Annotated in this window: 12 protein-coding genes; 1 reads left to right on the top strand and 11 read right to left on the bottom strand. The window is 70.8% G+C overall.

Annotated elements, in window-relative coordinates:
• Positions 1 to 44 precede the first annotated feature (44 nt).
• From ACZ53N_RS08700 to ACZ53N_RS08665, 8 genes are all read right to left on the bottom strand, one after another.
• Complete coding sequence (locus ACZ53N_RS08700) at positions 45 to 2,156, bottom strand: oxidoreductase (RefSeq protein ID WP_469140212.1); 2,112 nt, start codon at positions 2,154 to 2,156, stop codon at positions 45 to 47.
• A gap of 57 nt (positions 2,157 to 2,213) precedes the next feature.
• Positions 2,214 to 2,915, bottom strand: coding sequence for a YggS family pyridoxal phosphate-dependent enzyme (locus ACZ53N_RS08695; RefSeq protein WP_469140211.1), 702 nt, complete (start codon positions 2,913 to 2,915; stop codon positions 2,214 to 2,216).
• Between the two features lie 23 nt (positions 2,916 to 2,938).
• Positions 2,939 to 3,631, bottom strand: a complete 693-nt coding sequence (locus ACZ53N_RS08690) for a B3/B4 domain-containing protein (protein WP_469140210.1) — start codon at positions 3,629 to 3,631, stop codon at positions 2,939 to 2,941.
• 20 nt (positions 3,632 to 3,651) lie between these two features.
• Positions 3,652 to 4,284, bottom strand: coding sequence for a pyridoxamine 5'-phosphate oxidase (gene pdxH / locus ACZ53N_RS08685; protein ID WP_469140209.1), 633 nt, complete (start codon positions 4,282 to 4,284; stop codon positions 3,652 to 3,654).
• A gap of 87 nt (positions 4,285 to 4,371) precedes the next feature.
• Positions 4,372 to 5,607, bottom strand: coding sequence for a hypothetical protein (locus ACZ53N_RS08680; protein ID WP_469140208.1), 1,236 nt, complete (start codon positions 5,605 to 5,607; stop codon positions 4,372 to 4,374).
• A 402-nt stretch (positions 5,608 to 6,009) separates the two neighbouring features.
• Positions 6,010 to 6,624 carry a phosphoribosylanthranilate isomerase gene (locus tag ACZ53N_RS08675; protein WP_469140207.1) on the bottom strand — a complete coding sequence of 205 codons (615 nt, stop codon included), beginning with the start codon at positions 6,622 to 6,624 and terminating at the stop codon, positions 6,010 to 6,012.
• A gap of 187 nt (positions 6,625 to 6,811) precedes the next feature.
• A complete protein-coding gene (locus ACZ53N_RS08670; RefSeq protein WP_469140206.1) occupies positions 6,812 to 8,239 on the bottom strand; it encodes a lysine N(6)-hydroxylase/L-ornithine N(5)-oxygenase family protein in 1,428 nt (475 codons plus the stop codon).
• Complete coding sequence (locus ACZ53N_RS08665) at positions 8,236 to 9,657, bottom strand: pyridoxal phosphate-dependent decarboxylase family protein (RefSeq protein WP_469140205.1); 1,422 nt, start codon at positions 9,655 to 9,657, stop codon at positions 8,236 to 8,238. The genes ACZ53N_RS08670 and ACZ53N_RS08665 overlap by 4 nt, the downstream gene beginning before the upstream one ends.
• A gap of 573 nt (positions 9,658 to 10,230) precedes the next feature.
• Between ACZ53N_RS08665 and ACZ53N_RS08660 the strand changes: the two genes are divergently transcribed.
• Entirely contained in the window at positions 10,231 to 10,782 is a 552-nt protein-coding gene (locus ACZ53N_RS08660) for a F0F1 ATP synthase subunit B (protein WP_184730681.1), read from the top strand.
• 357 nt (positions 10,783 to 11,139) lie between these two features.
• On the opposite strand, the gene pepN is transcribed toward ACZ53N_RS08660, so the two are convergent.
• The 3 genes from pepN to ACZ53N_RS08645 all read right to left on the bottom strand — a co-directional run bounded on the left by pepN (position 11,140) and on the right by ACZ53N_RS08645 (position 15,160).
• A complete protein-coding gene (gene pepN, locus ACZ53N_RS08655) occupies positions 11,140 to 13,716 on the bottom strand; it encodes an aminopeptidase N (RefSeq protein WP_469140204.1) in 2,577 nt (858 codons plus the stop codon).
• A 209-nt stretch (positions 13,717 to 13,925) separates the two neighbouring features.
• The gene (locus ACZ53N_RS08650) at positions 13,926 to 14,258 is read right to left on the bottom strand and encodes a chorismate mutase (RefSeq protein ID WP_469140203.1); all 333 of its coding nucleotides are present in this window, start codon (positions 14,256 to 14,258) and stop codon (positions 13,926 to 13,928) included.
• A gap of 11 nt (positions 14,259 to 14,269) precedes the next feature.
• Positions 14,270 to 15,160 (bottom strand): helix-turn-helix transcriptional regulator, encoded by an 891-nt coding sequence (locus tag ACZ53N_RS08645; RefSeq protein WP_469140202.1) that lies wholly within the window; start codon positions 15,158 to 15,160, stop codon positions 14,270 to 14,272.
• Positions 15,161 to 15,215: the final 55 nt, after the last annotated feature.

Genomic DNA, 15,215 nt, shown 5'->3' with positions numbered 1-15,215 from the left:
TGTGCGGCGGTTGTCACGGTGTGTGGTCGGTCGGGCGTGGTGTTTCAGCCGAATACGCCGCTCGGGGTGAGGGGGTCGTCGCCGGTGGCGGGCAGGGGCTGGTCCCAGCCGAGTTCGACGTTCTCGCGCCGGAAGGGTGTCCGGTCGGTGAGTGCGGTGTTCAGGGTGCGGGCGAAGAGGTGGCCGCTGTGGACGGCGGCGGCGATGATGCCGGGGGCGAGGCAGTCGCCGAGGCGTACGACGCGGCGGATGCCGGCGGCGGTGAGGGCCCTCTCGTCACGGCCTTGCAGGTCCGTGTAGAGCTCGTCGCGCGGGATGGAGCCGGTGACGACCACGACGGCGTCGGCGGGGAGGGTGGTTTCGCGGCCGGTGTAGACGCAGGAGAGGTGGGCCGTGCCGGGTTCGGTGCGGCGCAGTGCCGTGGCGGTGCGGACGTCCGCGCATCGTTCCATGACGCGTCGTTGGACGCGTTTTTGTTCGGCGGTGAACTGGGTGTAGGCCGAGACGGTGCTCTCGGGCGTGACGAAGGTGACCTCGCAGCCGTGTTCGACGAGGCGTTCGGCGATGACGCCGCCCATGTAGTAGTGGTCGTCGTCGAAGAGGACGACGCGGCCGGTGGGCAGGCGGGAGTCCATGATGTCGTCCGGTGTGAAGACCGGGATCTGTCCGAGGCCGGTGATGGGGTCGCTGTGGTAGCGGCCGACGCCGTCGGCGCGCCAGGTGGCGCCGGTGGCGATGGCGATGAGTGAGGACTCGGCTTCGAGGACCATGTCGCCGGTGATCTCGTTGTCGGGCAGGAGTTGCACGCCCGGCATCTTGCGGAGCTGGGTGAGGCGCCAGTCGCGTACGCGGGCCCAGGTGCCGAGGCCGGGCAGGCGGCATTCGCGGTTGACGCGGCCGCCGAGTTCGCGGCTGCGGTCGGCGAGCATGACGCTGTAGCCGCGCTGGCCGAGGGCGCGGGCTGCTTCGAGACCGGCGGGGCCGGCGCCGATGATGAGGACGGTGTCGTCGGTGTCCTTGGGCGGGATGTGCTCGGGGTGCCAGCCGCGGCGCCATTCCTCACCCATGGTGGGGTTCTGGGTGCAGCGCATGGGCACCCCGGCCCGGTCGCCGGCGACGCAGATGTTGCAGCCGATGCATTCGCGGATGTCGTCGAAGCGGCCTTCCTCGATCTTGCGGGGCAGGAAGGGGTCGGCGATGGAGGGGCGGGCGGCGCCGATGAAGTCGAGGGTGCCGCCCTTGATCATGGAGACCATCGTGTCGGGCGAGGTGAAGCGGCCGACGCCGACGACGGGTTTGCTGGTGACGCTTTTGACGAACTTGATGTACTGCTCTTGGTACCCCTCGTCGCTGAAGCGGGAGGTGCTGCCGTCGTAGTCGAAGTTGCTGAGGTTGACGTCCCACAGGTCGGGGAGTTCCGCGAGCATCTCGACGACGTCGCGGCCCTCGTCCTCGTCGCCGCCGGCGCCCATGAGTCCGTCGACGCCGAAGCGGATGGCGACCGCGCAGGTGTCGCCGACGGCCTCCTTGGCGTCCTCGACGAGTTCGCGCAGGAAGCGGGCGCGGTTCTCGAGGCTGCCGCCGTACTCGTCGGTGCGGTGGTTGTGACGGCGGGAGAGGAAGTGGATGGGCAACGTCATGTCGTGGCCGGCGTAGACGTAGATGATGTCGAAGCCGGCCCGTCGGGCGTTGATCGCGGCCGTGCGGTACCAGCGGCGGGCGGCCCGGATGTCGTTCTTGTCCATGGCGCGGGCGGTGGCCGGGAAGACGCCCCGGGTGGGCCGCAGGCTGGGGGCGATGGGTATCGCGCGGCTCTCCAGGTTGCCGACGTGGGAGCCGTTGTGCACCAACTCGACCCCCGCCAGGGCCCCTTGGTCGTGGATGAGGCCCGTGGCGCGGGCGAGGTAGGGGATGTCCTTCTCGTCCCAGAGGCGGAGTTCCCGCTGGTGGTTGCCCGAGTAGTGCACGTCGCACTGTTCGGTGCAGATGACGCCCCAGCCGCCCTCGGCCTTCACTCCCCGCATCGCAGCCATTGAACTGGGAAAAGCACGTCCCATGCCGTTGCAATGGGGCACCTGGAAGAAGCGGTTCTTGGCGGTGACGGGGCCGATCCTCAACGGCTCGAAAAGGATGTCGTAGCGGGCGGGGCGGGTCATATGTGGTTCTCCGTTGCGGTACGCGGCGCTCGTGCCAGGGCTCTTCGGCGGGCGGTGTTATCGGGCGTCGTATGCCCGTGCGCCGAATATCGCGCTGCCCACGCGTACGTGTGTGGCGCCGAATTCGATGGCCGACGCGTAGTCCGTGCTCATGCCCATGGACAGGCAGTCGAGTCCGTTGCGGGCGGCGATCTTCGCGAGTTGGGCGAAGTGCGGCTCCGGCGGTTCGCCGGCCGGGGGAATGCACATGAGGCCCACGACGTCGAGGGCGTAGGTTTCGCGGCAGGTGGTCAGCAGGTCATCGGCATCGTCGGGCAGGACGCCCGCTTTTTGCGGTTCGGCTCCGGTGTTGACCTGGACGAACAGCTTGGGTCGGCGGCCCTGCTTCTCGCATTGTTTGGCGAGGGCCTCGCAGAGGCCGGGGCGGTCGACGGAGTGGATGACATCGAACAGCGCCACCGCTTCACGGGCCTTGTTGGACTGCAGTGGCCCGATCAGATGCAGTTCGACCTCGGGGAACCGCGCCCGGAGGTCCGGCCATTTGGCCTTGCCCTCCTGGACGCGGTTCTCGCCGTAGACCGTGTGACCGGCCAGGACGGTCTGCTCGATGGTGTCCGCGGGGACCGTCTTCGAGGCGGCGACGAGGGTCACCGAGGCGATATCACGCCGGGCCCGGGTACAGGCGTCGGCGATGGCGCGCCGGACCGTTTCCAAACCGTCGGTCGGGTCAGGGCGACATATGTTGCCGGGTGTGGACATCAGAGGGTCTCCTCACACACGTATCAGAATTCCAGTCGGCGCTCCACGGTGCTGATCCGCAGGGCGCCGGTGATGTGCACGCCCGCTTCGGTCAGCCCGGATTTCAGCTCGTGCTCGAGCGCGTCGAGGTCCTGCGGAGCGGCGTCGTGATGGGCCTCGGCCACGATCAGTACGCGGTCGGTCTGGGCCGAGACGACGGATCGGGCACTTTGCCGGAAGGTCCAGCGCCGGGAGTGCGCGTGGTTTTCGGGGTCGGCGAAGACGACCTCGTTCGGCAGGGGGTTCTCGATATCGCCCTGGAACGTCTCGTAGGTCTCGGTGCCGTCGGCGTGGCGGACGGTGATGCCTTCCGAGATCTTCGCGCAGTCGAATGCGGCGATGGGGATGGCGGAGGCCATCGAGGCGAAGTTGAGGTAGTCCACGAGGGGGTGAAAGCTCGGCATGCTGCGGTCCTTGCGGTACCGCCTGAGCAGTGCTTCCGAAGCGCACCGGTACTGGGTGGGCTTCAGTCCCATTTTCGAGAAGGCTTCCCGCCAGGAGGCGATGGCGGGCATTTCGGATTCGGTGCCCGAGGCCAGTCGTTCTTCGACCTTCGGAGTGAGTTTCTTGAGCCTCTCCGGGTCGCTCTCCATGCCGCGGACGTTGTCGATGACCATCGTCAGGGCGTGCAGGCTCGGGTGAGCGGTCCAGACCGAATCAGCGTGCGTGAAATACATGTGAACTTTCCTCGATTGCCTTACGGGTAGAGCCGTGTGGTGTTCCAGTCGCCTTCCGGCTTGTCCCTTGTGAAAACGAGCCGGTCATGGAGACGGAACGGCCTGTCCGACCAGAACTCGATGGACAGCGGCCTGATGCGGTAGCCGGACCAATGGGGCGGTCGCGGTACGTCGTCGGGGAAACGGGCGGCCTCACGGGCCACGGCCTCTTCGAGTTCCGCGCGGCTGGCCAGGGGTCGGGACTGCCGGCTGGCCCAGGCGCCGAGGCGGCTGTCGCGGCGGCGGGAGGCGAAGTAGGCGTCGGCCTCGGCGGCGGTGGTGGGCTCCACGGGGCCGCGGAAGCGCACCTGCCGGCGCAGGGACTTCCAGTGCAGTACGCCTGCGGCCTGCATGTTGTCGCGGAGTTCGGTGCCCTTTCGCGACTGGGTGTTGGTGTAGAAGACGAAGCCGTCCGCATCGAAGCCCTTGAGCAGCACCATGCGGACGTCGGGCAGGCCGTCGGTGTCGGCGGTGGCGATGGCCATGGCGTTGGCGTCGTTGATTTCGGCGGCTTCGGCGGCTTCGAGCCATTGGCCGAACAGGGTGATGGGGTCGGTGGCGTCGTGCGGTGACGGGATGTCCTGCGCCGGGGCGTCGGGCGTCGGGGACTGCATGCGGGTGCTCCTCGCTGGGAATTCACGGGTGAAGGAGGGAAGCGTCGGGCGCCGGGGGCGTTGGTTCCCCCGGCGCTCCGCTCTGCTTCAGCGCTTGAGTTCCTTCTTCTCCGCGAGGAGGTTGCGCCACTTGTCGAGGTCGTCGCCTCGGGAGGTGACGATGTGTGCCGTGCCGGTGGTGTCGACGAGTACTTCGGCGGCCGGCGGGATGTTGAGGAATTCCATGTGCTGGGTGGCGCAGTAGGCGCCGACGTCGAGGATGACGAGGTGGCTGTCGGCGTCGACCCCGGCGGGCACCCGGTATTCGCCGGGGAGGATGTAGTCGTGGCGCAGGATGCTGCGGCCGCGGAGTGCCGCCGAGACGCCGTCCGCGTCGTCGGCGAGGGGGATTTCCTTCATGTCCGCGTCGAGGAAGACCACGTTGTGGCGGCGGTCCCGCAGTTGTGCGGAGGGCATGAGCATGCGTGAGCCGTCGGTGACGACGAGGCTGCCGACGGCGTTGGTGATGACGTTGCGCTTGACGCCGAGCAGGAGGGCGCCGGTGTCGGCGAGTACGTCCCGGGCGGGCTCGAAGAGGAACTTGACGTGGTCCGGGATCTCCATGCGGTCCGCGATTTCGCGGAGCGCCTTGAAGTATTCGTTCCAGTCGAAGTGCTTCGTGGTCTCGTCCCAGGCTTCGTAGACGAAGCCGTGGCCGCCGGCGAAGTTGATGGACTTCGCGTGGGGGAAGTGCGTCTTGAAGATCTCGAACTGCTTCTCGATGACGCTGATCATCTCGTCGCGCGAGTTGCCGCTGCCGCAGTAGACCTCGAAGCATTCGAGTTCGCGGTCGTACTGCTCGAGCAGGTCGGAGAGGCGCTTCAGTTCGCTGTACTTGATGCCGGGCTTGCCGGAGTCGAGGCTGTCGATGCGGGCGCTGATGGTGGGGGCGTTGGTCCGCAGCGAGTAGGCGACCTCGTCGAGGCTGGAGAGGAAGGTCGGGTAGCCGGCCCGGTCCCAGAAGCCGATCTCCTCGTCGGAGACGTGGCCGGGGGAGACGATGAACTTGTCGAATCCGTACTCGCGCAGGATCCGGTATTCGCCGGGCAGTTGCAGAAGCAGGCCGACTCCCATCTGCTGGAGCGGCTTCAATACATGTGGATTAGAGTTCGGGAAGAAGGGGACATACAATTCGACTCGGGAGTCGAGTCCGACGGCTTTGGCGGCGTCCTGGATGCGGCCGACGTTCTTTAAGATCTGGGCTTCGCTGTAGACAAAGACCGGTGTGCCCACCTGGTCGCCTATCGCTTTGAGGTCGATCTCGTTGACCCAACAGTGGGTCAATTTACAGGAGTTTGCGGTGGTCACGTACCCTCACTTCTCCGGTTGTGCAAGATCTCCGGCCATGGATGATCTTGTTTTGAGATCTTGGGGTGCTGAAATACAGATTTATCAGTGTCCGGCCCGGGAACACAAGACTTTAAGAAGATCCGTCTGCTGGTTCAGAACCGGGAGCGCTGATTCCGAATAAGGAGCAATACGAGGCGGCATTGCCGCATCGGCTGAGAACGCGCGCACGTGCTTTCAGTGGCCGACAGGGGGACGGTACGAAGCGCCGAGGAGACGCGGTGGGATGACCTCGCCCGTAAGTGGGCAGGCGGACGGTGGCCGCTTACCGGTGGCTGAAGTCTACAGCCACACAGCCGAGTTGGCTCTGGATCAGGACAGGCCAGAAGCAGGCCCCGGTCATTCCGCCGAGCGGGCGGCCTGGATGAACTCCCTGATCAGAGCAGGGTCCTTGACGCCTCGACGGGCTTCCACCCCGCTGGAGACGTCCACGCCCCACGGCGCGATCGTGCGCACGGCCCGCCCCACGTTCTCGGGGGCGAGGCCACCGGCGAGGAGCCAGCGTCCGGTGGGCGGGGTGAAGCGGTCGTCGGCCCAGTTCCACGGCAGGCCCGCGCCGGGGTCGGGGGCGTCGAGGAGGAGGTAGTCCTCCCCCAGCTCGCCGCAGCGGGGAGTCCGCCCGTCTGCGGAGGAGGTGGCACGGATCAGCGTCCACCCCTGCGGCCGCAAGGTGTCGTAGTAGTCACGGCCTTCGTCGCCGTGCAGTTGTACGGAGCGGACCCCGCTCGCCAGCGCGAGGTCCCGCACCCGCGCCACGGGCTGTCGGCGGAACACACCGACGGTCAGTACGTGCTCGGGGACCCGCTGGGCCAGCCTCCCCGCGGTGGCGGCGTCCACCTGGCGCGGGGAGTCGGCGAAGACGAAGCCGATCGCGTCGGCTCCGGCCTCGACCGCGGTGTCCACGTCCTCGGCGGTGCGCAGCCCGCAGATCTTGATGAACAGCGGCGAGCTCACGCGCGACGCCCCCCGACTCCCCCGCCGCGGCTGTCGCGACGGTCATGTCTTGCCCGGATCACGTCAAGCATGCTCATAGTTCACTGTCCTTCCTCGGCCACCGCCCATCCAAACGCGACCGGCCCCCTTCCGCCAGTGACCGAAGGGCCCTGGCGGGGCGCCGGTGCCTCGGGACGCCGGACTGCCGTCAGTGGACGGGCAGTTGGCGCGGGATGGTGCGCCGGTTCTCCGAGGCCTTGTGCTGCGGCCGGGACTGGGGGCGCGGCTCCAGCCCGAAGGTCGTGAAGGCGGTGCGCTCGGGGAGGGGGTAGGCCGTCTTCCCGGTGATGGAGTTGAGGATGAGGGCGCTGCGCCAGGCGGCGAGGCCGAGGTCGGCGGTGCCGACGCCGTGGGTGTGGCGTTCGGCGTTCTGGACGTGGACGGCGCCCTTGACGTGGGGGTCGAGGACGAGCCGGTGGTGCTCGTCGATGCGGGGGCGATCGGCGGAGTCCCGGCGGATATAGGGGTCCAGGGAGGCGAGGAGGGTGTCGACGCGGCGCTCGCGGTAGCCGGTGGCGAGGACGACGGCGTCGGTGGTGAGGCGGGAGCGGCTGCCCTGCTGGGCGTGCTCGAGGTGGAGTTCGACGCGGGTGGTGCCGACGCGGCCGGCGGTGCGGACGAAGACGCCGGGCGTGAGGACGGTGTCGGGCCAGCCGCCGTGCAGGCTGCGGCGGTAGAGCTCGTCGTGGATGGCGGCGAGGGTGTCGGCGGCGATGCCCCGGTGGAGCTGCCACTGGCGCGGCAGGGCCTGGTCCCGTACGGACTCGGGCAGGGCGTGGAAGTAGCGGGTGTAGTCGGGGGTGAAGTGCTCCAGGCCGAGCTTGCTGTATTCCATGGGGGCGAAGGAGGGGCTGCGGGCGAGCCAGTGGAGCTTCTCGCGGCCGGCGGGCCGGTTGCGCAGGAGATCGAGGAAGACCTCGGCGCCCGACTGGCCCGCGCCGATCACGGTGATGTGGTCGGCGGCGAGGAGCCGCTCGCGGTGGTCGAGGTAGTCGGCGGAGTGGATGACGGGGACTGCGGGGGCGTCGACGAGGGGCCGCAGGGGATCGGGGACGTAGGGGGCGGTGCCGACGCCGAGGACGAGGTTGCGGGCGTAGCTGCGGCCGAGGGCCTCGGCTTCGCCGTCGGTGTCGAGCCGGGTGTAGTCGATCTCGAAGAGGGCGCGCTCGGGGTTCCAGCGAACGGCGTCGATCTGGTGGCCGAAGTGGAGTCCGGGGAGGGATTCGCTGACCCAGCGGCAGTACGCGTCGTATTCGGCGCGCTGGATGTGGAAGCGCTCGGCGAAGTAGAAGGGGTAGAGGCGCTCGCGGGCCTTGAGGTAGTTGAGGAAGGTCCAGGGGTTGGCGGGGTCGGCGAGGGTGACGAGGTCGGCGAGGAAGGGGACCTGGAGGGCGGTGTCGTCGATGAGCAGGCCGGGGTGCCATTGGAAGACGCGGCTCTGGTCGTAGAAGGCGGTGCGGAGGTCGGGGAGGGACTGGGCGAGGGCCGCGAGGGAGAGGTTGAAGGGGCCGATGCCGATGCCCGCGAGGTCGAAGGGCTGGTCGGGGGCGGTGGAGGGGGGCGGAGGATTGGTCATCGGGGCGTGTGGCCTTCCACGAGTTCGAGCAGGGCGTCGAGGTCGTCGGGGCGGGTGTGGGGGTTGAGGAGCGTGGCCTTGAGCCAGAGGCCCTCGGGGGTGGTGGCACGACCGAGGACGGCGGTGCCGTGGTCCAGGAGGCGGCGTCTGAGGTCGGCGAGCGCCCGGTCGTCCATGCCGGTGGGGCGGAAGAGGACCGTGCTGAGGGTGGGGCGGGCATGGAGCTCGAAGGCGGGGTGGGCCTCGATGCGGTCGGCCAGGAGCCGCGCGGTGGCGCAGACCCGCTCGACGAGGTCGCCCAGGCCGCGGCGGCCGAGGGCGCGGAGGGTGACGGCGATCTTGAGGATGTCGGGGCGCCGGCTGGTGCGCGGGGAGCGGCAAAGGAGGTCGGGGTGTCCGGCCTCGATGTCGTCGGCGGGGTTGAGGTAGGGGACCCGTTGTCCGAGGGGGCCGAGCCAGGTGGTGTCGGGCACGGCGAGGAGGCCGGCGGCGACGGGCTGCCAGCCGAGTTTGTGGAGGTCGAGGGTGACGGTCCGGGCGCGGTCGAGGCCGTCGAGCGCGGGGCGGAGGGTGTCGCTGAACAGGAGCGGCCCGCCGTAGGCGGCGTCGATGTGGAGGGGGATGTCGTGGGCGTCGCAGAGGTCGGCGAGCTTGGGGAGCGGGTCGATGCGGCCGGTGTCGGTGGTGCCCGCGGTGGCGACGACGAGGGTGGGGGCGCCCTGACCGCCGCAGAGGCCGTCGAGGGCCGCGGCGAGGTCGGCGGGGTCGAGGACGCCGCCGGGGGTGGGCAGGGTCTGCGGGGCGGGCAGGCCGAGGAGCCAGGCGGCGCGGTGGACGCTGTGGTGGGCGTTGGCTCCGCAGACGACGGTCAGGGGCTCGGCCGTGCGGGCGCGGGCGGCTTCGCGCGCGAGGAGCAGGGCGAGCTGGTTGGACTCGGTGCCGCCGGTGGTGACGAGAGCGTCGGGGGCGGGGCCGGTGGGGTGGACGAGGGCGGCCAGGGCGCGCGTGGTGAGGATTTCCAGTGCGGAGGCGGCGGGGGCCTGGTCCCAGGAGTCCATGGAGGGGTTGAGGGCGTCGGCGGCGAGGTCCGCGGCGGCGGCCAGGGCGAGGGGCGGGCCGTGCAGATGGGCGGCGCAGCGCGGGTCGGCGGGGTCGGCGGAGCCTTCGGCGAGGGCCCGGACGAGGGTGCGGAGGGCTTCGTGGGCGCCGGTGCCGTGCTCGGGGAGGGCGGGGCCGACGGCGGTACGCAGCCGGGCGGTGACGGCGTCCGGGCCGCCGGGCGGGAAGGGTCCGCCGCGGGCGGTGGCGCCTTGGCCGAGGGCGTGCAGGACGGTGTCCAGCAGGGGGCGCAGCGCGCGGGGTCCTTCGGTGCCGCCCGCCAGCGGTGCGGGGGTCTGGTCGGCGCCGGGCGCAGGCATGGGTGTGCCCCTTTTTGGGTCGGGTTATCACATGGTCCGGCTGGTCCGGGCAGGGCTAATCGCCTCAAGTTACTGGCGTCGCACACTCGGTGACCATGGGGCCTCGGGGTTTCGCCCGATGGTGGTACGGGGTTGGGGCGTGGGTGCCAGTCCGTACAACCGCTGCGCGGTGGTTTGTCCTCAACCGCCGGACGGGCTGCTGTGGCTGGGCTCAGCCCAATCCGGCCCCTGGGGGTACCTCCCAGCGGTAGCTGGGGGAGTTTGAGGACGCGCCCGGCAGGGCGCCCCGCCGCCGCGGGCGGCACCACCGGCCGGTAGCCGAAGAACCGCCGGAGGCCGCCGGCACCACCGCTACGCGGCGATAGCCCTCAAGCACCGGACGGGCTGGGTTTGGCTGAGCCCAGCCCAATCAAGCGCCCCGGGGTACCTCCCAGCGGTAGCTGGGGGAGTTTGAGGACGCGCCCGGCAGGGCGCCTCGCCGCCGCGGGCGGCAACGGTGCGGGCCCGTCAGCCGAAGATCCGCCGGACAGGCCGAAGCGGACTCGTGGCTCGGCTTCGACTAATCTGCACCCCATGGCCATGAAACTTGCTATCGACGTCGGTCCGCTCAAGCCCGAGCTCGCGCCGCTCATCCTGGGGCTGGCGCTCTTCTTCATCCTCTTCGCCGTGATGGCGAAGGTGATCCTGCCCCGGATCAACAAGGTCCTCACCGAGCGTGAGGAGGCCACCGACGGCCGCTTCGAGGAGGCCGAGGAGACGCGCGCCGAGGCCGCGCGGGTCCATGCCGAGTACCAGGAGCTGCTGGCCGAGGCGCGGCACGAGGCCGCCCGGCTGCGTCAGGAGTCGGTCGAGCAGGGTACGGCGATCATCGCCGAGCTGCGGGCCGAGGGCCAGCGCCAGCGCGAGGAGATCATCGCCGCGGGTCACGCGGTGATCGACGCGGAGCGTGCGGTCGCCGAGGCCGAGCTGCGTCAGCAGGTCGGTGTGCTGGCCACCGATCTGTCGGGCCGCATCGTCGGCGAGCCGGTCACGGACTTCGCCCGCGAGAGCGGTGTCGTGGACCGCTTCCTGGAGGAGCTGCGCACGGCCCAGCCGTCGGACGCCGCGACCGACAAGCGCGCCTGACCGTCGAGACAACCGGCCAAGGCTCCCGTACCCCTTTGGGGGTGCGGGAGCCTCGTCGTTTTCCGGAGAGCGTCTCGCCTGACCGGCGGACCTTCGGCTGCCGACCGCTGTGCCACCTCTCGCCTGACCGGCGGACCTTCGGCCTGCGGGCCGTCTGGCCGCCTGCGGCGGCGGGCGCCCTTCGGGCGCGTCCTCAAACGCCGGACGGGCTGCTATTGGCTGAGCTCAGCCGCCAAGCCCGTCCGGCCTTTGAGGACACAGCACAGCAGCCCGCTGGGGGCACCTCCCAGCGGTAGCTGGGGGAGCTTGAGGGCACCGCCGCGCAGCGGTGGTGCCCCCCTGACCCGCCGGACAGGCCTACAGGCTCTCCCTGATCTTCAGAGCGCGGCGCAGGTCGTCGAGCTGGTCGGCGAGTTTGCGGCGCAGGGCCGGGGTGGGGTCGCCGTCGCGCAGGCAGGCCTCGCCGAGGCGCAGGGTCTCGGCCTCGACCAGGGGGTGGGGGAAGCCGTGGACGCCGGCGGCGATGGCGAGGGCGGGGCCGCGGCGGGCCGCGACGGTGACGGCGGCGGGGAAGTAGCGCGCGCGGTAGGGGCGCAGGAGGTCGAGCTGTTCGGGCTGCCAGAAGCCCTGGGCGGTCGCGGTGAAGAGGTAGTTGGACAGCTCGGGGCCGGTCTTGTCCTCGCCGGACCTGGGGTACATGGCCTGCCAGGCCGTGGCCTTGGCGGTGGCGTCGGGGAGCGCGGCGTGGCAGCGGGCGGCGCCTTCCTGGCCGGTGGCGCTGGGGTCGCGGGCGAGTTCGGCGTCGATGGCGTCGGGGGTGGTGGCGCCGAGGACGGCGAGGCGGGCGAGGGTGCGCCAGCGCAGTTCGGGGTCGAGGGCGGGGCCGCCGGGGACGGTGCCCGCGGTCAGCCAGTCCTGGAGGACGTCGGGGGTGGTGGCGCTGTCGATGAGGGTGCGGACGGCGATCAGTCGCAGGCCCTGCGCGTCGGCCCGGCCGGTGCCGTCGGTGCGGCGCAGGAGGTCGTGGCCGAGGTCGGTGAGAGTGGTGAGGGCCATGGGGCGGGCGGTGGCCGACAAGTAGCGGTCGGCGATCTGGGTGCGCGCGAAGCCGAGGACGGCCTGGGCGATGGCGATGTCGGTTTCGTGCGGGATGTGGGCGCGGGCGGCGTCCAGGTAGGCGGCGGGGGCCAGTTCGCCGTCGCGGACCATGTCGCGGGCGGCGTTCCAGACGACGGCGCGGGCGATGGGGTCGGGCAGCCCGGAGAGCGTGCGCAGGGCGGTGTCCCAGGAGTCGGCGTCGAGGCGGACCTTGGCGTAGGTCAGGTCGCCGTCGTTGACGAGCAGCAGGGCGGGGCGGGGGCCGGTGAAGGTGCGGGTACTGGTGCCGCCGCCGGCGGGCAGGTCGACCTCGACGCGGTCGCGGCGCACGAGGGCCCGGGGGTCGTCGGGGGCGTGGTCGTAGAGGCCGATGGCGAGGTGGTGCGGGCGGGTGCCGTCGTGGTGGAGGTCGAGGCGCCAGCCGGTCGTGCCGCCGGCTCGGGCCGCACCGGGGGCGCCTTCGGCGCTGTCTTCGGTGATGCGGGGGGTGAGGGTGTCGACGCCGCTGGTGCACAGCCAGCTGTCGGCCCAGGCGTGGACGTCGCGATCCGTGGCGCGGGCCAGGGAGTCGATGAAGTCGGCGAGGGTGGCGTTGCCGAAGCGGTGGCGGGCGAAATGGTCGTTGATGCCGGCGAGGAAGTCCTTCTCGCCGAGCCAGGCGACGAGCTGGCGCAGGGCGCTCGCACCCTTGGCGTAGGAGATGCCGTCGAAGTTGAGCAGGGCGGAGGCGGTGTCGCCGACGGCGTCGGGGGCGGGGGCCACGGGGTGGGTGGAGGGGCGTTGGTCGGCGTCGTAGCCCCAGCTCTTGCGGGCGACGGCGAAGTCGGTCCACGTACCGGTGAAGCGGGTGACTTCGGAGAGGACCTGGTAGCCCATGTACTCGGCGAAGGACTCGTTCAGCCAGATGTCGTCCCACCACTGGAGGGTGACGAGGTCGCCGAACCACATGTGGGCCATCTCGTGGGCGATGACCATGCCGCGGGTCTGCCGCTCGGTGTCGGTGACGGCGGAGCGGAAGACGAATTCGTCGCGGAAGGTGACGAGGCCCGGGTTCTCCATGGCGCCGGCGTTGAACTCGGGGACGAACGCCTGGTCGTAGGAGTCGAACGGGTAGGGCTCGTCGAAGATCTGGTGGTAGCGGTCGTAGCAGCGGCGGGTGATGTCGAAGAGTTCCTCGGCGTCGGCGTCGAGGTGGGGGGCGAGGGACCGGCGGCAGTGGAGGGCGAAGGGCAGCCCGGCGTGCTCGGTCCGCACGGTGTGCCAGGGGCCGGCGGCGAAGGCCACGAGGTAGGTGCTCAGCGGTGCGGTGGTGGCGAGCTGCCAGCGGCCGTCGGCGGGGGCGCCGACGCGGGTGGCGATGGCGTTGCCGAGGACGGTCCACCGCGGCGGGGCGGTGACGGTCGCGTCGAAGACGGCCTTGAGGTCGGGCTGGTCGAAGGCGGCGAAGATGCGTTGCACGTCGTCGAGGAAGCCCTGGGTGTAGAGGTAGGTCTCCCCGTCGGCGGGGTCGGTGAAGCGGTGCATGCCCTCGCCGGTGTGCGAGTAGCGCATGTCGACCTCGACGCGCAGCTCGTGTTCCCCGGGGGTGAGGGTGAGGGGCAGCCGGTTGTCGTCGAGCGTGGCGACGTCGAGGGCGTGACCGTCGAGGGTGGCGCGGTGCAGGGCCGCGGGGCGGACCTCGACGAAGGTGGTGCCGGCTTCGCGTGCGGTGAAGCGGATGACGGTGGTGGAGCCGAAGTGCTCGTCGCCGCGGGTGAGATCGAGATCGATCCCGTAGCGGTGGACGTCGAGGAGTCGGGCTCGGGTCTGCGCTTCGTCGCGCGTGAGTACGGGCATGGGGTCATGCTGCCGTATCGCTGGGCGCCGGCCTATGGGGTTTTGGGCGGTGGGAGAGGCCTCGGGCTCGGGCTGCTCACCGTTCCTCGGGGCTCCGCCCCGGACCCCGGTCCTCGATCGCCGGACGGGCTCGACCAGCCCGTCCGGCGATTGAGGAGACCGCGCGTAGCGCGGAAGGGGGGACCGGGGGCGCAGCCCCCGACTACCCGCTACGCCCGCGCGATCGTCTCGTGGTGGCGGATGACCTCGGCGATGATGAAGTTGAGGAACTTCTCGGCGAACGCGGGGTCGAGTTTGGCGTTCTCCGCCAGCTCGCGGAGCCGGGTGATCTGCCGGGCCTCGCGGGCGGGGTCGGCGGGCGGCAGTTTGTGGGCGGCCTTGAGGTGGCCGACCTGCTGGGTGCATTTGAACCGCTCGGCGAGCATGTGGATCACCGCGGCGTCGATGTTGTCGATGCTGTCGCGCAGCCGGCCCAGCTCGGCGCGTACGGACTCGTCGTCGGTGCTGTGGGCACCGCTGAAGCTGTTGGCACTGTCGGTCATGTCCACCGACCCTATGCGGGCGGAAGGGTTCCGATGACCGGTGGGTGCTCCGGGTCGGGTATCCGCCGGCTCCAGCCGCCGGGGACGCTGTGGCCCTGGCGCTCGCGGAACCGTACCGGGGCGGTGCCGACGCGACGGGTGAAGAGGCGGCTGAAGTAGGCCGGGTCGTCGTAGCCGACGCGGCGGGCGACGGCCGCGACGGGCAGTTCGGTGGCGGCGAGGAGTTCCTTGGCGCGCCCCAGGCGGATGGCCAGGAGGTAGTCCTTCGGGCTGCACCCGGCGCCGCGTCGTACAGCGGAGCGCAGTGCGGCGGGGGTCATGCCGTGCCGGGCGGCGTGTTCGGTGACGGACAGCGGCAGGAAGGCGTCGCGGGCGAGGGCCCGCAGGAGGGGTTGCCCGTCGCCGTCGAGGTCGGCGCGGGCGCGGTGGAGGGCGACGAGGAGCTCGTGGACGGCGGCGGAGGTCTCGACTTCGAGGAGGGGGTTGCCGCGGTGGGCGGCGCGGGCGATGCGGCCGATGGCGGCGCGGGCGGCGGTGGCCCCGGTGAGGGGGACGAGGGGCCGGTCGGGTTCGATGAGGCCGAGTTCGGTGTAGGCGGTGACGGCGGGGCCGGTGAAGTCGACGAAGCTCTCGTCCCAGCCGTGTTCCGGTCCGGCGCCGTAGTGGTGCGGGACGCCGGGGCTGAGCCAGAGGAGGGCGGGGGCGGTGACGGGCAGGGTCCGGCCGTCGGGGGTGCGGAGCCAGCCCGTCCCGGCGCTGATGACGACGGCGACGTGGTGGTCGAGGGTGCGGGGTCCGACGGCGGGCAGGGCGCCGTGCTGGAGGCCGACGCCGAGGCAGACCAGTCCGAGCCGGTGGTGGACCGGGCCGGGCGTGAAGTACCGCATCCAGGTGTGGTACATGCGTCCGGGCCTCCTTCCGCCGCCGGTTCGTCGCGCGCAGCGCCGATCTTCGCCG

Source organism: Streptomyces sp. NPDC033229 (genome assembly GCF_055576875.1).
The sequence above is the reverse complement of the archived record's forward strand: the minus strand, read 5'-3'. Positions and strand labels throughout refer to the sequence as shown.